Here is an 18,524-nt window from a genome sequence, read left to right on the forward strand (position 1 = left end):
GAGGACGAACGCTCAAATCATGTCATACGGAGTTTCATCACATCATCGGTGCGGCTTTCTATAAAAAAGGAACGGCAATTGACTAAAATTACCGTTCCTTTTCCTTTTATTGTCAATCCCTGTTGTCATTATTATGGCTGATCCCTAAAAAACTATCGGCGATTCATATTCCGGATAAACCTTGTTTTAGAATTCACATTAAATAGGAAAAAACAGAAGTCCCTATTGAGAACATTTTCGGGAGAAGGCGCGTTAAACTTATGTATGGTATTTGAATTGTCGGAAGTCACCGAATATTGATAAAACCGGATTAAAATTCAAATTGTCGTATTATATCCTGATTGAATATTACTAATGGGACATAAAATCGGATAAAGTAAACAATATTAATTGGGTGAAAAGCTCTATTTTTGAACGTTTTTTTAACTCTAAATAATACAATGGCAATGAAAGAGAACATTAAACCGGCAACCGGACGTCTTGGCGTGTTGGTGGTCGGGGTAGGCGGTGCGGTTTCAACCACCATGATTACCGGAACTTTAGCTGCTCGGAAGGGATTGGCTAAGCCCATAGGTGCAATTACACAAATGGCTACTATGCGCATGCAAGACGGTAGTGAGAAACTGATTAAAGACATAGTGCCTTTGGCTGATTTAAATGACATCGTTTTCGGCGGTTGGGATATTTTTCCTGACAACGTTTACAAAGCTGCCATGTATGCAGAGGTTCTGAAGGAGAAAGACTTGAATTTGGTGAGAGACGAGTTGCAAAACATCAAGCCGATGCCTGCCGCTTTCGACCATAATTTCGCGAAACGCCTGAACGGTACATATATTAAAAAGGCTGATACTCGCTGGGACATGGTGGAGCAGTTGCGTGAAGACATCCGCAACTTCAAAGTGGCCAATAATTGTGAACGCATAGTTGTGTTATGGGCTGCAAGTACGGAGATTTATGTTCCTATGACAGACGAGCATAACTCTTTGGCGGCTTTGGAGAAAGCTATGAAAGAGAATCATGTTGAAGTTATTGCTCCCAGCATGTGCTATGCCTATGCCGCTATTGCCGAAGGTACCCCATTCATTATGGGAGCTCCTAACCTGTGTGTGGATATTCCGGCTATGTGGGAGTTCGCCAAGAAGATGAATGTGCCTATTGCCGGTAAGGACTTCAAAAGCGGGCAGACTTTGATGAAGACGGTGCTTGCTCCGATGTTCAAAACGCGTATGTTGGGTGTGAGCGGTTGGTTTTCTACCAATATATTGGGTAATCGCGACGGCGAGGTACTTGACCAACCGGAAAACTTCAAGACAAAAGAAGTCAGCAAACTGTCGGTTATCGACAACATCTTTGAACCGGAGAAGTTTCCTGATTTGTACGGCGATATATATCATAAGGTGCGTATCAACTATTATCCTCCCCGCAAGGATAACAAAGAGGCTTGGGATAATATCGACATTTTCGGCTGGATGGGGTATCCGATGGAAATCAAAGTAAACTTCCTGTGTCGGGATTCCATTCTGGCAGCTCCTATTGCACTGGATTTGGTTATCTTCAGTGATTTGGCCATGCGTGCAGGTATGTACGGCATTCAGACTTGGCTGTCATTCTTCTGTAAGAGTCCGATGCACGACTTCGAACATCAGCCTGTACATGATTTATTCCGGCAATGGCGTATGGTGAAAGAAACACTCCGAAACATGGTGGGTGAAACCGCGCCGAGTTATTTGGATTAAGAACGGATGATAAGAGTGGTGGAATGGTAGGACTTTCGGATTTATCTTACCATTCTGCCATCTTATTTTTTGTTGCTCTGATATATTATGATGGTATGAAAAAACCTTCCTTTCTTTCTGTTATCGTAGGTTCGGGATTCGGTTTCGGCTTTTCTCCTGTAGCGCCGGGCACTATGGGGGCTTTGTTGGCTACTCTTGTCTGGTTCGGTTTGTCATATTTGGTTTCGAGTGCTTGCTTGTTATGGCTGACAGTAATTCTAATTTTAGTGTTTACACTTGCCGGTATATGGGCTGCCGACTCTTTGGAGGCATATTGGGGAGAAGATCCTTCGCGTGTGGTGGTCGATGAGATGGTAGGCGTGTGGATTACCCTGCTTGCCGCACCTGCCGGACATGTGTGGTATGCATTGGGAGCGTTTATACTGTTTCGTTTATTCGATATTTTTAAGCCGTTAGGAATCAGACGTATGGAAAAGCTTTCCGGTGGAGTGGGGGTAATGATGGATGATATTTTGGCCGGCGTTTATGGGTTTATCGTTCTGATTGCAGCGAGATGGGTAATAGGATGAAAGAAAGAAACAAAAGAGTTGTATGGCGTCGTGTTGTCTGGGTTTTCTTTAAGGCTCAGTTGTCGGCGCAGCTTGCAAGTTTCTTGGATTTTCTGATAGCCATTCTTTTAGTAAAAGCATTTGGCCTTTTTTATCTTTATGCCACTTTTACAGGCTCGGTGGTAGGAGGCGTTGTGAATTGTGCTGTCAATTATAGCTGGGTGTTCCATGCGAGAAATGTGAAGAAATCGCATGTCGCCCTGAAATACCTCTTTGTTTGGGGAGGTAGCATCGTACTCAATACGTGGGGAACATTTGCTCTGACAGAATGGCTCACCGGCATGACATGGGTAAACGGATTGCTTGGCTATTATGTTGATAATGTGTTTATCTTGTCAAAGATAATAGTTGCAGTACTGGTGTCTTTCTTCTGGAATTATCATTTGCAACGAGTTTTTGTTTACCGGAATTATAGCCTTAGGGATTTCTTGAAACATCGATTGGAGAATAAAAAAGACGAATATGAATTATAGAGACTATTTACAACAGTTGATTTACAAAATCATTAATCCGATAGTGCGTGGCATGATTAGGGTAGGGATTACGCCTAATTTCATTACAACTGCCGGATTGGTGCTGAACATCATGGCGGCGGCCTTGTTTGTATATGCAGGGGTGTATGAGGGCGGTGAACTTGCCTATGTGGGCTGGGGAGGAGGCATTGTGCTTTTTGCCGGGTTGTTTGATATGATGGACGGGCGTGTGGCGCGCGTAGGCAATATGAGTTCTACTTTTGGGGCATTATATGATTCGGTGCTCGACCGATACAGCGAACTTGTGACGCTATTCGGTATCTTCTACTATTTGGTACTGCAAGGCTATTTGTGGGGCTCCATCATTACGTTTGTTGCTTTGGTCGGCTCGCTGATGGTGAGTTATGTGCGTGCCCGTGCCGAAGGACTGGGACTGGAATGCAAGGTCGGCTTTATGCAACGTCCTGAGCGTGTAGTATTGACTGCATTCGGAGCCATCTTCTGCGGCATTTTTGACGATTGTACATCGTTCGACCCGATGCTGATATTGATTGTGCCGATGGCGGTGATTGCATTGTTGGCAAATGTTACGGCATTTGCCCGTTTGGCACATTGTTACAAACTGCTGCAAGGAAAGTGATGGGTAATAAATGCCTCTCTTTGATGAGAGAGAGTGTTCCGGCTGTTGTCGTAACAATGCTTTTCTTGATACTGACGGCGCTCTGTATCGGACTCCGTCCGGAGCATCTCCTGATGACAGTCGTGTTTTTTGTCCTGTTCCTTGCAGGAAAGGCTTCTCGTAAGTTGGTTGTGGCCTTATTGCCTTTCTTTATATTCGGCATTTCGTATGATTGGATGCGCGTGTATCCCAACTATATGGTCAGTCCGATTGATATAAAAGGTTTGTATGAAGCCGAAAAATCCCTATTCGGTTTATCCTTTGGCGGTGTTACTCTTATTCCTTGCGAATATTTTGCTTTGAACCATTGTCCGGCGGCAGACTTTTTTGCCGGAATATTCTATCTGTGCTGGGTACCTGTTCCCATAGCTTTCGGACTATGGTTGTATTTAAAGGGATACCGCAGCGTGTATCTGCGTTTTGCATTGGCATTCCTGTTGGTCAATCTGATTGGTTTTGCAGGGTACTACATCCATCCGGCAGCTCCTCCTTGGTATGTTATGAATTATGGCTTTGAGCCTGTGCTCGACACTCCGGGCAATGTAGCCGGCTTGAGACGCTTTGACGAATTATTGGGGTGTGCTGTCTTCGATTCCATCTATGGACGGAATGCGAATGTTTTTGCGGCAGTGCCTTCGCTTCATGCAGCCTATATGGTGGTGACTCTGGTCTATTCTATTATCAATCATTGCAGAAAATGGTTGATAGCTTTATTTGCCGTCATCATGGTCGGTATCTGGTGGACGGCAGTCTATTCAGGCCATCATTACCTGATTGATGTGTTGCTGGGCATTCTCTGTGCCATGTTGGGCATTCTGCTCTTTGAAAAAGGGTTGATGAGATGGGAGGTTTTCAGACGCTTCTTTGAGAGATATGCCCGTTATATCGGCAGATAGTTTACGTGTCGATTTCCAAAAGATTTTCTTTTCATAACTCCGCTCGTTCGCTTGAGCAACCTTTATAAACTTGAATCCGTGACTTGGCGGTGGATGCTGATAATGTAATAATGATTTATTATCGCAAGGCAATCTTCGGTGAAGAGGACGGAAGTAGAGTCCTCCCCCCCCCTTCAGAAGACCTTCTGACGAGGGGGTACTTAAGTATACTACCCGGGTTCGGGATAAGAAGCAGGTCGATAACCTCACCCGGCGGCCTGTGTTTTAAAGTAAATTACCTTTGATTATCAATCGTTTATCCTTGACCTATCAGACACTTGCCTCTGACGGCTCAAACACTTGTGTCTGTCACGTCAAACACAAGTGTCTGTCGGCTTGGACACTTGCCTCTGTCACGACAAAGGATTGCAGCTGTCAGACAGGGGGAGGATGGTCGGCGTAAAAGGCCCTCTTCTGCCTAATCGCCGTAAACCGGTGCATTCAGGAAATATCCGTCCGATAACAGAATGCAGCCCCTCATTTTTAGCAAAAGGAACTACCTGCCCCGAATTCAGATAGTATACTACTGAGACTCCCTAAGTATAGGACTGAGACATCCTCGATATGAGAGCGACCTGACTTTGTCTTTTTTTTCGGCTTATCGAAGTCTTTTTAAACGATGGTTTTGGCAGGATTTTCCAATGTCGGATGATTGTCGGGCTTGAATGAATAATTATATTAAAAGTTCTTATTATTTCAATCCGGATGTAATGGAAGATTTTCCTGGAAAATTGTGGGAAATGGCTTTATTTATGACAAAATGATTAATAATACCCCCTGCTGTTTGTGCTTGCTTAAAAAAACTCTATCTTTGTGTCGTTAATTTTATTTTTTATTGAGGTTTTGTAAAGGCCATGTTTCTTGTTTCAGACTCTTTGCGGATTGCTTTAAGTCGAGTTAACCTTGATAAGATAATCAAAAACCAATCAGTTATGTTAAGAAATCTAAAATTGGGGGGGGTGATTCTCTCTCTTTGGTGTGGGGGAGTTCAACCCTCGTTTGCTGCAAATGCGGCAGGTTATGAAGTCGTTCAACAAAACGGCACATGTACCGGTATTGTAAAAGACAGCACAGGCGAAACCATTATTGGTGCTTCTGTCTTAGTCAAAGGAACTTCCAACGGAACGATTACCGGTATCGACGGCGATTTTTCACTCAGAAATGTTCCTCAAGGAAGTATTATTCAAATCTCATTCGTCGGTTATCAGACACAGGAAGTCAGATGGACGGGAACACCATTGAACATTATCTTGAAAGATGACAGCAAAATGCTGGAAGAAGTGGTGGTAGTGGGCTTCGGTACACAGAAAAAGGTGAACCTTACAGGATCCGTATCTACGGTGGATTCCAAAACGCTTGCTTCACGTCCGGTCAATTCGGTTGTCGACGCTTTGCAGGGTGCGGTTCCGGGTATGAATTTTTCCGTAGGGAAACAAGGCGGTGCCTTGAACTCGGACAAACAATTCAATATTCGTGGTACAGGTACTATCGGCGAAGGTTCTTCAGTTTCTCCTTTGGTTTTGATTGACGGTATGGAGGGAGACTTGAACATGTTGAATCCACAAGATATCGAAAACATTTCCGTCTTGAAAGACGCTTCAGCCTCGTCTATCTACGGTTCGCGTGCAGCGGGAGGCGTAATTCTGGTGACAACCAAGAGTGGACGTGCCGGTAAAACTTCCATCAATTACAACAACAGTTTCCGCTTCAACTCTCCGTTGAATATGCCTGAGATGATGGATTCCTATACTTGGGCCAATTATATGAATGCGGCGAGCGTAAATTCCGGAAACGGTATCTGGTTCTCGGATAATAAACTTGCACTCATGAAGAAAGCGCAAAGCGATCCAAGCATTCCTAAGATGTATGCCAATAAAAACAACCGTTGGGAAGTGTGGGACGCGATGGATTTGCTTCCGGTGGCCAATACCGACTGGTTGAAAGAACATTTCGGCAACAGCTTTTCACAAGAACACACCTTGAGTGTCAACGGTGGCAGCGAGAACATGCAATACTATTTCTCTGCCAATTATCTGGCTCAAGAGGGCATCCTGCGTCATGGAGACGAAAATAAACAACGCTATGGCGTGACGGGTAAAATCAATGCCGGCCTTGCCGATTGGCTGAAGATGGGATACAGCATCCGCTTTACCCGCACGGACTTTGAAAATCCTTCGAACATCGGCACCGATGGAGGTTTGTTTTATCATAATGTCTGTCGCTATTGGCCCATCGTTCCGGTGACCGATCCTAATGGATACTATGTTCCCGAGTCATTCGTCGGGCTGCTGAAAGACGGAGGTAAATACAACAGGCAGTACGATGTCTTGGCACAACAGCTCAGTTTGCAACTTACTCCCATGAAAGGTTGGATTGTCAATGCCGAACTGAATTACCGTATCATTAACGAGAATCAGCATACAGACTGGCTCACCGTTAATGCTTATGATGTGGATAAGAATCCTTACGTGGCCTTTAATGGCGTGTCGAGTGTGAAAGAGTATACTTATAAGAGCAATTATTTCAACCCGAACATCTTCACCGAATACAGTCGTTCTTTTGGCGACCACAATGCTAAAATCATGGTCGGCTTCCAAAGCGAATGGTTGCGCCAACGCTCTGTGACGGCTCAACAAGACGGTATCCTTTCCGGATTGCCCACACTGGATACTACCAGCGATAATGCCCGCGTGAAAGGAGAATACCAAAGCTGGGCTACAGCCGGATTTTTCGGACGCTTGAATTACGACTACAAAGGACGCTATTTGTTTGAAGCCAATTTGCGCTACGATGGTTCGTCACGTTTCCTACGCGCCAATCGCTGGAATTGGTTCCCCTCTTTCTCTCTCGGATGGAACATTGCACAAGAAAAATTCTGGGAAAACCTGTCAGGAACTGTAAATATGCTGAAGTTACGTGCTTCGTGGGGACAATTGGGCAATCAAAATACGGAAAACTGGTATCCGTTCTATCCCACCATCGGTTACAAGGCAAAAGATAGCAACTGGTTAGTGAACGGTGTTAAGCCTAATAAATCTTGGCAACCTGCCCTTGTATCTACTCTGCTTACATGGGAGAAGAGCCGTACATGGGAAATCGGTCTGGACTGGGGAGCTTTCAATAACCGCCTGACCGGTTCGTTCGGCTACTTCCAGCGTAAAACTTACGACATGGTAGGTCCTGCACCCGAATTGCCCGATGTACTTGGAGCTAACGCCCCTAAGGTGAACAATTTGGATATGACATCCAAAGGATGGGACTTGCAGATAAGCTGGAGAGATCGGATTAACGATTTGAGCTATGGTGTCACTCTGTCATTAAGCGACAATGAAGTAGTGATAGATAAATATCCCAATGATTCGAAAGCCCTGAACTTGAAATATTACAAAGGTGCACACTTAGGCGATATTTGGGGATATACCACTGTAGGTATTGCTAAAACAGACGAAGAGATGAATGCTCATTTGGCCAAGGTAGACCAAAGCTCTTTGGGCAGTAATTGGGGAGCCGGCGACATCATGTATGCCGACCTGGATGGAGATGGCAAAGTGAACAAAGGAGAAGATAGAGCAGATAAGTCCGGTGACTATCGTATCATCGGTAACTCCAATCCGCGATATAATTTCGGTTTGAATATAGATGCAGCTTACAAAGGATTTGACTTGAAACTTTTCTTCCAAGGCACATTGAAGCGCGATTACGCAATCGGACAAAACGATGCTGTATTCTGGGGAGGAAGCGTAAACAAATGGCAGGCTTTGGGATTCAAAGAACATTTGGATTATTTCCGTCCGGATGCCAACGACCCGTTGGGACAGAATATCGACAGCTATTATCCTCGTGTGGCATGGGGCAGTAGCAAAAACCAGCATGTACAGACCAGGTATCTGCAGAATGCCGCATACGGACGTCTGAAGAACGTTACTTTGGGATATACACTGCCTAAAGAGGTTACCAAGAAGTTCTATGTGGAAAATCTCCGCGTGTTTGTATCGGGTGAGAACCTGCTGACCATTACCGATTTTACGAAACTGGCTGATCCGGAATTGATTGATGCCTCCGGCTGGGGGTTCGGTAAGACTTATCCGTTGGCTAAGACCGTGTCGTTAGGTTTGAGCGTCACTTTCTAAACGGAAAAACAGGAACTCACTTATTAACCCGTTATTAATTAGCAAAATCATAAAATTATGAAAATAAAATATCTATCTATACTTTTGCTGGGTGCTTCACTCACCGCATGCAATGATTTTCTGGACAAAATGCCCGAAAGTTCGGTCACGCCCAATGCTTATTTCACCGCAGAGGCTGATCTTGCGGCTTATGCCATCAATCTGTATAATTTCACGAGTATCGAACCCGGAAGTTACGGCATCAGTGTCTTCGGCAATGACAATGCTACGGACAACCAAGCATCCGTAGATTACTCTACCCGCTGGGTACCGGGCGAGTGGAAAGTGCCTTCTACTACCGACCCCAAGAAAAAGGAACAACCTTGGAACTTCTTCCAGATACGCGATTGTAACTATTTCTTCGATCAGGTACTGCCCAGATACGAGGCCAAAAAAATATCCGGTTCCGAAGCGAATATTCGTCATTATATTGGTGAAATGTACATGTTGCGTGCATACGCTTACTTCGATAAGTTACAGGCCATTGGCGATTGCCCGATCATAGAAACTGCTTTGGAAGACGTGGAGGAGACGCTGGTAAAGGCGTCTGCGCGTCAACCTCGTCACAAAGTGGCGCGTTTCATTCTGTCTGATTTGGACAAGGCAATTGAATTTCTGTCTGAAACGGGTCCCGGAGGTAAAAACCGAATCACTAAAGCTGCTGCCCAATTGTTCCGTTCGCGTGTGGCACTCTACGAAGGCACATGGTTGAAGCATCACAAAGGAACGGCTTTTGTTCCGGGAGGTAAAGGCTGGCCGGGCAATAGTGCCGATTTGCAAGGATTCGACATCGATAGTGAAATAAGTTATTTCTTAACGGAGGCGATGACTTCGGCCAAGATTATCGGTGACAAACTGGTAGACAATTTGGTTGAAAATACCGATGCCCCCGAAGGTATGGATGAAAAATTCAACAGTCTGAATCCTTATTATACCATGTTCTGTGACGTAGATATGAACGGGTATAGCGAAGTATTGATGTGGCGCGCTTATAATGAATCCCAACAGGTGACTCATAACATTCAGATGCAGTTGCAAAACAACGGAGGTGGTTCAGGATGGACACGCGGACTGGTCAATTCGTTCCTGATGAAAAACGGATTGCCCATATATGCAGCCGGATCGGGTTACGATGTGGAATGGGAAAAGCAAGGCGTAGCTAAAACACTGCAAAACCGTGATTCGCGTATTCGCCTCTTCACAAAGAAAGACGGCGACATCGACAACTACAATGCCGATGGAACAGAGAACAAGGTTGATTTCACATGGATTGTGAAAGGCAACAACGAGACCCGTATGGTGACAGGTTTCGCCCTCAAGAAAGGCAAGCATTACAATGACTACATGCAGACATTGCACCACAAAGGTACTACCGGAAGCATCATCTTCCGTGGTACGGAAGCTCTGTTGAACTACATGGAGGCTTGTTATGAAAAGAACAAGAACGTGGATGCCACTGCCGACAAGTATTGGAAAGCTCTTCGCCGTCGTGCAAAGGTGAGTGGAGATTATCAAGCCACTATTGCGGCCACTGATATGAACGAAGAAGCTAAAGGTGACTTCGGGGCTTATTCGCACGGACAGCTAATAGATGCCACGCTCTATAACATCCGTCGTGAACGCCGCAACGAGTTTATCGGTGAAGGTATGCGCTGGGCCGACCTGAAACGTTGGAGAGCATGCGATCAAGTGAAAAACTACCACATTGAGGGTATGCGCTACTGGGGAAGTATTTACCAGGGAAAACTGACTGATCAGGAAGGAAGAGACTTAGTTTTGGTTGATGTGGAAGGAGGTAAAGGTAACATTTCCTCTGAGAGTATAAGCGGTGTTTATATGCGTCCGTATCAAAACAGTAAGGTGAACAATTCAGTATTCAATGGTTATAACTTTACACCCGCACACTACCTTAGCCCATTGCCGCAAAGCACATTCCGCCAAACGGCCGGTGGAGATAAAACCGATTTGAATACATCGGTGGTTTATCAAAACCCGGGATGGCCAAAAGTAAGCGGTGAGGGAGCTGTTTCCGTAGAGTAACACTCTGATATATGGAGGAGCGCTGGTTTCTCCATATATTTTGAATTGATATCAAATAAAAAAGAACAGCGGAGATTTTAATGCTTTCCGCCGTTCTTTTTTATTTGATTTCAATTTCTTCCTTCATGTCAATTTCTTCCCCTTGCGGGTCATAGAAGACATATTGCAGAAACGCAAGTTTTTGGTTTGGAATAATCTTGATGCCGAATCCGTACTTCATTTGCCATTTTCGCTTCAAGGAAACGATTCCCTGATTGACGTAGGCGGCAATGTACGGATGGATGTGTAACGAGAACTTCTTAATCTTCAGTTTGTTGACCAGATAATCAATTTTATTCTCCAGAGTGTCTGTAAAGAGGATGGATGATTTGATAGAACCTTTTCCAAAGCAGGTAGGGCATGTTTCCATCGTATTTACATCCATAGCCGGACGTACGCGCTGGCGTGTAATCTGCATCAGCCCGAATTTGCTTAGTGGCAAGATGTTATGGCGTGCTCTGTCTTTTTGCATATTGGCACACATGCGCTCATAGAGCTTCTGGCGGTTTTCGGCTTCATTCATGTCAATGAAATCTACTACAATGATTCCCCCCATATCTCTCAGCCTTAACTGGCGGGCCAATTCGTCGGCTGCACCCAGATTTACCTCTAATGCATTTCCTTCTTGTCCGTTGGCGTTCTTGGTGCGGTTTCCGCTGTTAACATCTACTACATGGAGTGCCTCGGTATGTTCAATAATCAGGTAAGCGCCACTCTTGTACGAAACAGTCTTGCCGAATGATGCCTTGATTTGTTTGGTGATACCGAAATTGTCGTAAATAGGGAGTTGCCCTTTATATTGTTTTACGATTCCGGCCCGTTCAGGGGCGATGAGAACTACGTAGTCCTTTATTTCATGGAACACGGCTTCATCATTGATGTAGATGTTTTCGAATGAAGGATTAAACAAGTCGCGCAGCAGTCCTACGGCACGGCTGGTTTCTTCGTAAATCAGGGTAGGGTACTTGGTTGCTTTTTGTACCTTGCCGATGGCTTCCTCCCAATGTCTAAGTAATACTTTAAGCTCTCCATCAAGTTCGGCAACGCGTTTTCCTTCAGCTACAGTGCGGACGATGACTCCGAAATTTTTCGGTTTGATGCTCATCAGCAGTTGCTTGAGGCGGGCACGTTCTTCGCTCGATTTAATTTTTTGTGATACGGAAACCTTATCGTTGAAAGGAATCAGCACAAGATATCTTCCGGCAAAAGACAATTCGGAAGTTAGACGTGGGCCTTTGGTCGAGATAGGTTCTTTGACGATTTGCACCACAACTTCCTGTCCTACGTTGAGGGTGTTGGATACTGTTCCATCCTTTTCAAGATCGGGAAGTATGGATGCTTTCGCAATCGGGTTTAGTTTCTTTTTGTTGCTTAAAGTTTGCTTTACGTACTTTGCAATGGAGTTAAATTGAGGACCTAAGTCCTGGTAATGAAGAAAAGCGTCTTTCTCGTAGCCTACATCCACAAAGCAAGCATTCAGTCCGGGCATCAACTTCTTGACGCGGCCTAAATACATGTTGCCCACAGCAAAGGAGAGGCTTCTGCCTTCGATTTGCAGTTCCACTAACTGTTTGTCTTCAAGCAGAGCGATGGATACTTCTTTGGGCTGTACGTCTACAACGAGTTCGCTTATCACAATAGTTGTTTTTTATAATTATTCAATTTACTACTTAAACAAAGAACAAACCCGCGAGACATTTTGCTTCACAAGTTTGTTCTTTATTTTGTCTTTCAGACTAAAAATTACTTTTTGCTTTTATGTCTGTTCTTTCTTAGTCTTTTTTTACGCTTATGCGTAGACATTTTATGTCTTTTTTTCTTCTTTCCGCTTGGCATAGCTTCAATTTTTATGGGTTAATACTATTGTTTGTTATTTTTTCACTGATAAAGTGAATGTTTTTGCAGGTTTAAATGCCGGAATATTATGTTCCGGAATAATAATGGTAGTGTTTTTAGAGATGTTACGAGCTGTTTTCTGCGCTCTCTTCTTCACTACAAAACTACCAAACCCGCGGAGATAAACATTCTCGTCTTTAGATAGGGATGCTTTTACTGCGTCCATGAATGCTTCAACGGTTGTAAGTACAGTGGCCTTATCAATTCCGGTGTTCTTTGTAATTTCGTTTACAATATCAGCTTTAGTCATTTTTCTTTAAAAAAAATATTATTACTATAGTTTTCCTAATTTTTTGGACTGCAAATATATAGCTTTTTAGCGGCTCTAAAAAATATATTTCGGACATTTTTCTAAAAAAGTCTTGGGGTTAAGCTTTGTTAGGTTGAAAATGAAGTAATTTTGCTGCATGATTTTTTTTAGTGAGATATTATTGAATTGGTATGCGGAGAACAAGCGGCATCTCCCATGGAGGAGTACGTCAGATCCTTATGTGATATGGATCTCTGAAATCATATTGCAACAGACAAGGGTGGGGCAAGGGTATGACTATTTTCTTCGTTTTGTGAATCGTTTTCCCGATGTAGTGGCGTTAGCCTCGGCTTCGGAGGATGAGGTGATGAAGTATTGGCAGGGGCTGGGCTACTATTCCCGTGCGAGAAATTTGCATGCGGCAGCCAAAAGTATGAATGGGGTATTTCCAAAAACATACGAAAATGTACTTTCTTTGAAAGGGGTGGGTGAGTATACGGCAGCGGCAATCTGCTCATTTGCTTATGGAATGCCTTATGCGGTGGTTGACGGGAATGTATATCGGGTACTTGCTCGTTATTGGGGTATAGATACGCCCATTGATTCTACTGAAGGAAAAAAGGCTTTTAAAACCTTGGCAGAAGAATTACTGGATAAAACGCGGCCGGCTGATTACAATCAGGCTATTATGGACTTTGGGGCGTTGCAGTGCATACCGCAATCCCCAAATTGCAGGGAATGTCCGTTGGCTGTCAGTTGTCGGGCATTGGCAGAAAGGCAAGTGATGCGTTTGCCGGTGAAACGGCATAAGACGAAGACCGTTAACCGTTATTTTAATTATATATATGTACGCATGGGGGAATACACTTTGATACGTAAGCGTACGGAAAATGATATCTGGAAAAATTTATTTGAGCTACCGTTGGTTGAGGTGGATAAAGATTTGTCGGAAGAAGAGTTGCTGGCATGTTCGCAATTACACGCTTTTTTTGTAGAAGGAGAGAATCCTGTGATTCGTCCGATCTTGCGGAATGTAAAGCATATATTGTCGCATCGGGTGATATATGCAAACTTCTATGAAGTGATTCTGTCTGCGGGTTCTCAATCTTTTTCTGGTTATCTTCGGATTAAAACAGAAGAACTGGGTGATTATGCGGTGTCGCGATTGATTCATGCCTTCTTGGAGAAATATATATAAAAGTTTGTCTTATTCTTGCATGATGTGAATATTCTCGTTAATTTTGGCAGCAGATAATTAAATATAGGGAAGCTTATGTCGGTAAATAAAGTGATATTAATAGGTAATGTAGGTAAAGAACCGGAGGTCAGATATCTTGATAGTGGCATTGCTGTGGCTACTTTGCCTTTAGCCACTTCAGATCGGGCATATACTTTGGCTAATGGAACACAAGTTCCCGAACGCACTGAGTGGCACAATCTTGTTTTTTGGCGCGGACTGGCAGAAACTGTGGAGAAATATGTGCATAAAGGCGATAAACTTTATGTGGAAGGTAAAATACGTACTCGGTCATACGATGATCAGGCAGGTGTAAAGCGCTATGTGACAGAGATCTTTGTTGATAACATGGAAATGCTGACCGCAAAAGCTTCAAGTGCGGGTTCTGCTTCTAATGTTTCTCAGGGTGGAGGAGCTTCCGAACCGCAACAACCGGTGCAGGCACAAGTCACTCCTGTGCAAGATCCGACGGACGACTTGCCTTTCTAATTTGTTTAACTAAAACCAGAATCTTTGGACCCAGATGCTTATTTATACCAGTTGGCAGATGTATTTAATGGTATATCCGTACAAGTTCCTTCTGTTTCGGCCATTATAGCCATAGTGTTGGCTGGCTTGCTTTTGCTTGTTTCCGGTTTTGCATCAGCTTCCGAAATAGCTTTTTTCTCCCTTTCTCCATCAGATTTAAGTGCTATAGCAGAGAAAAAACATCCATCGGATGAGAAAATCAGCAATCTGTTGGAGGGTAGTGAGCGTTTGTTGGCTACGATTTTGATTACGAACAATTTTGTGAATGTAACGATAATCATGCTTTGCAATTTCTTTTTTATGGATGTGTTTCTATTCCATTCTCCTATTGCAGAGTTTATCATCTTGACGGTTGTTCTTACGTTTCTGCTATTGCTTTTTGGTGAAATCATGCCTAAAATATATTCGGCACAGAAAACATTGGCTTTTTGTCGTATTGCTGCTCCCGGAATCATGTTGTGTCGTTCTTTCTTTTATCCGTTGGCATCTATGCTGGTGCGTTCCACTTCTTTCTTGAATAAACATGTTGTTTGTAGAAATCATAACATATCGGTCGATGAGCTTTCTCATGCCTTGGAATTGACGGATAAGGCTGAGCTGTCCGAAGAGAACAATATTTTGGAGGGCATTATCCGTTTTGGGGGGGAAACGGCCAAGGAGGTTATGACATCTCGTTTGGATGTAGTTGATTTGGATATTCGTACCCCTTTCAAAGAAGTGCTGAAGTGTATTGTGGAAAATGCTTACTCCCGCATTCCTATTTATGCGAATACCCGTGATAATATCAAGGGAATATTATATATCAAGGATTTGCTTCCGCATTTGAATAAAGGCGATAATTTCCGTTGGCAGTCGCTTATCCGTCCGGCTTATTTTGTTCCCGAAACCAAGATGATCGATGATCTGTTGCGTGATTTTCAAGCTAATAAGATTCATATAGCCATTGTTGTTGATGAGTTTGGCGGTACATCGGGCATTGTGACCATGGAGGACATTATAGAAGAAATAGTAGGCGAAATACATGATGAATATGATGACGAGGAGCATACATTCTCTGTTTTGAATGATCATACATGGATATTTGAAGCCAAAACGCAATTGACTGATTTCTATAAGATAACCAAACTGAACGAAGAGACTTTCGATGAAGTGGCGGGAGATGCAGATACGCTTGCCGGACTTTTACTTGAACTGAAAGGTGAATTTCCGACACTGCATGAGAAAGTCACTTACGACTGCTATGAGTTCGAAGTATTGGAGATGAACAACCGTCGTATCTTGAAGGTGAAGTTTACGATAAACTCCCCTGCAACAGAACAAACAGAGCATTCCTGATAAGCAATCCATTCGTTTTTTACTTTTAATATCTGATATCAAGTGCCTCTTTTTTTGAAAGATAAAACTTCTGCTTGTCAATGGGGAGTTTGGAAAACAGATGAAACCCCGGAAGAGCTATTGGCCATGCTACCTCATGCAGAGAGGTATCAGGAGGCTGTGCAAAGCTTTAAGTCGGAACATCGTCGTGTGGAGTGGATGGCAGTGCGTGTGTTGCTGTACACGTTATTGGGTGAAGATAAAACAATAGCCTATTACTCCGGTGGGAAGCCCTATTTGGCAGATGCTTCTGCTTCTCTCAGCATTTCTCATACCAAGGGTTATGTTGCGGTGGTTCTGGGGCCATGGGGAAAAGAGGTTGGAGTGGATGTGGAACAATATTCAGAGCGAGTCAGGAAGGTGGTTCATAAGTATATGCGTGAAGATGAAGAAACGGCTGTTTTTCTGGGAACCGACACCTGGTCGTTGTTGCTTCATTGGTCGGCAAAAGAGACCATATTTAAGTGCCTGAATGCTTCGGAGGTGGATTTTCGCAATCACATGCGTATAATGCCTTTCGCTATCGATAAAGAGGGCGCATTCTCCGCCGAAGAATATCGTACGCCGGAGAAGCGCCGCTTTACTATCCGTTATTTCATATTCGCAGATTTTGTGTTAACGTTAAGTTTGTAGCTCGTTGACTATAGTCTGCTTAATTGTACCGTGAAATGGCGCATCAGTGGGGCCTCCCAAGTGATGGACACTCCGCGGGTGATACTTTCCCGTCTGTCATATACATTCTTCAAGGCGGCTGCCACCACATTCATGTGGTTGTCGGTATATACACGCCGGGGGATGGCAAGACGGAGTAAATCCAAACCATTGAAACGGTTTTCATGGGTTATAGGATCTCTGTCGGCCAGCAAATAGCCTATTTCACAACCGCGTATGCCAGCTTCCAGATATAATTCAATGGTCAATGTCTGTGCCGGAAACTCTTCTTTGGGAATATGCGTCAATACTTTGGGGGCATCTATAAAGATGGCATGCCCACCGGCCGGGCGTTGGTATGGAATGCCGTATTCATCTAATTTTTGAGCTAAATACATGACTTGGCGGATGCGTGTCTCCAGATTGTCGAATTCCGTATTCTCATCCAGTCCGATGGCGAGTGCATTCATATCTCGTCCATTCATACCTCCGTAGGTAAGATACCCTTCGAATTGCACACAGAATCCTTTTGCCCCTTCATACCAATCCTTCAAGCGAGTAGCTATGAATCCTCCCATATTTACTATGCCATCCTTTTTCGCACTCATGGTCATACCATCGGCAAGGGCAAACATCTCTCGCGAAATTTCCTTGATGCTTTTGTCACGATAACCCTCTTCTCTCATTTTGATGAAGTATGCGTTTTCGGCAAAACGGGCGGAGTCAAAAAGAACATTTTTCCCGTATTTGTTGGCAATAGCTCGTATTGTGCGTAGGTTTTGCATGGATACGGGTTGCCCGCCTGCTGTGTTGTTGGTAATGGTGACAATGATGAAAGGTATGCGCTCGCAATGTTCTTGTAATGCCTTTTCCAGTTTGTCGGGATCTACATTCCCTTTAAAGGGAATTTCCAGTTGTGTTTGTTTTGCTTCGTCTACGGTGCAGTCCAATGCGATAGCTTTTCGTCCTTCGATATGCCCTTTGGTGGTATCAAAATGTGAGTTTCCCGGAATGATATCGCCTTCATGCACTAAATAGGAGAATAGTACGTTTTCGGCTGCACGTCCTTGATGGGTGGGGATGACATACTCGAATCCTGTCAGGCGAGTAATGACATTTTTTAAATTAAAAAACGAACTTGCTCCGGCGTAACTTTCGTCTCCCAGCATCATACCTGCCCATTGGCGGTCGCTCATAGCTCCGGTGCCCGAGTCGGTGATGAGGTCAATGTACACTTGCTCCGATTTAAGTTGAAAAACGTTGTAATGGGCTTCTTTCAACCATTGTTCACGTTCTTGGCGGGTACTTTTCCGTATTGGCTCCACCATCTTAATTTTCCATGCTTCGACAAATGGTAATTCCATAGATTGTTTATTTAGGGTTTGACAATAAGTTAGTATATGGGCCTTTATTTAGGTTTTTGACTTGTCAAATATAGCGGAAAAATATGTAAAGAGCAACTAATAGTGACTTTTTGGGATTAATCCGAGGTGCATGTGCGAATGTTAACTCGGCTCACTCCCCGACAAATCCGTTGACAGTTCATCATATCTCAAAAGCTACTTTACCTTAAGATGTGGGCTTAGCTCTCCTAAGGTGTGGGCTTGGCTCTCCTAAAGTGCGGGCTTACGCCTCTTGAAGTGTGGGCTTACGCCTGCTAAAGTGTGGGCTTACACCTCTTCAAGTGTGGGCATATGCTTCTTCAAGTGTGGGCATATGCTTCTTCAAGTGTGGGCTTAGGATTGTGTAGGCATAAAATATCGAATTGCCTTGAATTACAAACATGGAGGAACTCCTTCATCGTGTTTTCGCATTTGTTCCACTTTTTTATAATGTAAATGTCCGGGCGAAATCACTTCGACCGGACACCATCAAATAAACTTGGCAGAGTTTATTTACTTTCTTTGAA

Annotated in this window: 14 protein-coding genes; 11 read left to right on the forward strand and 3 right to left on the reverse strand. The window is 43.9% G+C overall.

From position 1 onward, the window contains the following. Positions 1-446 precede the first annotated feature (446 nt). The 7 genes from C3V43_RS02140 (at position 447) to C3V43_RS02170 (ending at position 10,640) form a co-directional block, all read left to right on the forward strand. Entirely contained in the window at positions 447-1,736 is a 1,290-nt protein-coding gene (locus tag C3V43_RS02140) for an inositol-3-phosphate synthase (RefSeq protein WP_106070412.1), read from the forward strand. Positions 1,737-1,831: 95 nt separating this feature from the next. Then, the gene (locus tag C3V43_RS02145; RefSeq protein WP_106070413.1) at positions 1,832-2,305 is read left to right on the forward strand and encodes a phosphatidylglycerophosphatase A family protein; all 474 of its coding nucleotides are present in this window, start codon (positions 1,832-1,834) and stop codon (positions 2,303-2,305) included. Further along, positions 2,290-2,817, forward strand: coding sequence for a GtrA family protein (locus tag C3V43_RS02150; protein ID WP_106068405.1), 528 nt, complete (start codon positions 2,290-2,292; stop codon positions 2,815-2,817). Before C3V43_RS02145 ends, C3V43_RS02150 begins: the two co-directional genes overlap by 16 nt. Beyond that, the gene (locus C3V43_RS02155) at positions 2,807-3,457 is read left to right on the forward strand and encodes a CDP-alcohol phosphatidyltransferase family protein (protein WP_106068406.1); all 651 of its coding nucleotides are present in this window, start codon (positions 2,807-2,809) and stop codon (positions 3,455-3,457) included. The genes C3V43_RS02150 and C3V43_RS02155 overlap by 11 nt, the downstream gene beginning before the upstream one ends. A 23-nt stretch (positions 3,458-3,480) precedes the next feature. After that, the gene (locus tag C3V43_RS02160; protein ID WP_234878281.1) at positions 3,481-4,392 is read left to right on the forward strand and encodes a phosphoinositol dihydroceramide synthase; all 912 of its coding nucleotides are present in this window, start codon (positions 3,481-3,483) and stop codon (positions 4,390-4,392) included. 971 nt (positions 4,393-5,363) lie between these two features. Continuing rightward, entirely contained in the window at positions 5,364-8,561 is a 3,198-nt protein-coding gene (locus tag C3V43_RS02165) for a SusC/RagA family TonB-linked outer membrane protein (protein ID WP_106068408.1), read from the forward strand. Between the two features lie 57 nt (positions 8,562-8,618). Beyond that, positions 8,619-10,640: a RagB/SusD family nutrient uptake outer membrane protein gene (locus tag C3V43_RS02170; protein WP_106068409.1), complete on the forward strand. Its 2,022-nt coding sequence runs from the start codon at positions 8,619-8,621 to the stop codon at positions 10,638-10,640. 100 nt (positions 10,641-10,740) lie between these two features. Here C3V43_RS02170 and C3V43_RS02175 read toward each other — a convergent pair whose 3' ends face one another. Together C3V43_RS02175 and C3V43_RS02180 are read right to left on the reverse strand one after the other, a co-directional pair. After that, a complete protein-coding gene (locus C3V43_RS02175) occupies positions 10,741-12,315 on the reverse strand; it encodes an Rne/Rng family ribonuclease (RefSeq protein WP_106068410.1) in 1,575 nt (524 codons plus the stop codon). 234 nt (positions 12,316-12,549) lie between these two features. After that, positions 12,550-12,825, reverse strand: a complete 276-nt coding sequence (locus C3V43_RS02180) for an HU family DNA-binding protein (protein ID WP_106040605.1) — start codon at positions 12,823-12,825, stop codon at positions 12,550-12,552. A 157-nt stretch (positions 12,826-12,982) separates the two neighbouring features. Here C3V43_RS02180 and mutY point away from each other — a divergent pair, with 157 nt between their 5' ends. From mutY to C3V43_RS02200, 4 genes are all read left to right on the forward strand, one after another. Next, complete coding sequence (gene mutY, locus C3V43_RS02185) at positions 12,983-14,023, forward strand: A/G-specific adenine glycosylase (protein ID WP_106068411.1); 1,041 nt, start codon at positions 12,983-12,985, stop codon at positions 14,021-14,023. Positions 14,024-14,098: 75 nt separating this feature from the next. Continuing rightward, a complete protein-coding gene (locus C3V43_RS02190) occupies positions 14,099-14,551 on the forward strand; it encodes a single-stranded DNA-binding protein (RefSeq protein WP_106068412.1) in 453 nt (150 codons plus the stop codon). A 24-nt stretch (positions 14,552-14,575) separates the two neighbouring features. Continuing rightward, positions 14,576-15,925, forward strand: a complete 1,350-nt coding sequence (gldE, locus tag C3V43_RS02195; RefSeq protein WP_106068413.1) for a gliding motility-associated protein GldE — start codon at positions 14,576-14,578, stop codon at positions 15,923-15,925. Positions 15,926-15,967: 42 nt separating this feature from the next. Beyond that, the gene (locus C3V43_RS02200; RefSeq protein WP_106068414.1) at positions 15,968-16,597 is read left to right on the forward strand and encodes a 4'-phosphopantetheinyl transferase family protein; all 630 of its coding nucleotides are present in this window, start codon (positions 15,968-15,970) and stop codon (positions 16,595-16,597) included. Positions 16,598-16,605: 8 nt separating this feature from the next. Here the strand turns inward: C3V43_RS02200 and C3V43_RS02205 are convergent, their stop codons facing one another. Continuing rightward, positions 16,606-17,979 (reverse strand): tryptophanase TnaA, encoded by a 1,374-nt coding sequence (locus tag C3V43_RS02205; protein ID WP_106068415.1) that lies wholly within the window; start codon positions 17,977-17,979, stop codon positions 16,606-16,608. Between the last annotated feature and the right edge of the window lie 545 nt (positions 17,980-18,524).

The organism is Prevotella heparinolytica (assembly GCF_002998535.1).
Taxonomy (GTDB): Bacteria; Bacteroidota; Bacteroidia; order Bacteroidales; family Bacteroidaceae; genus Bacteroides; species Bacteroides heparinolyticus.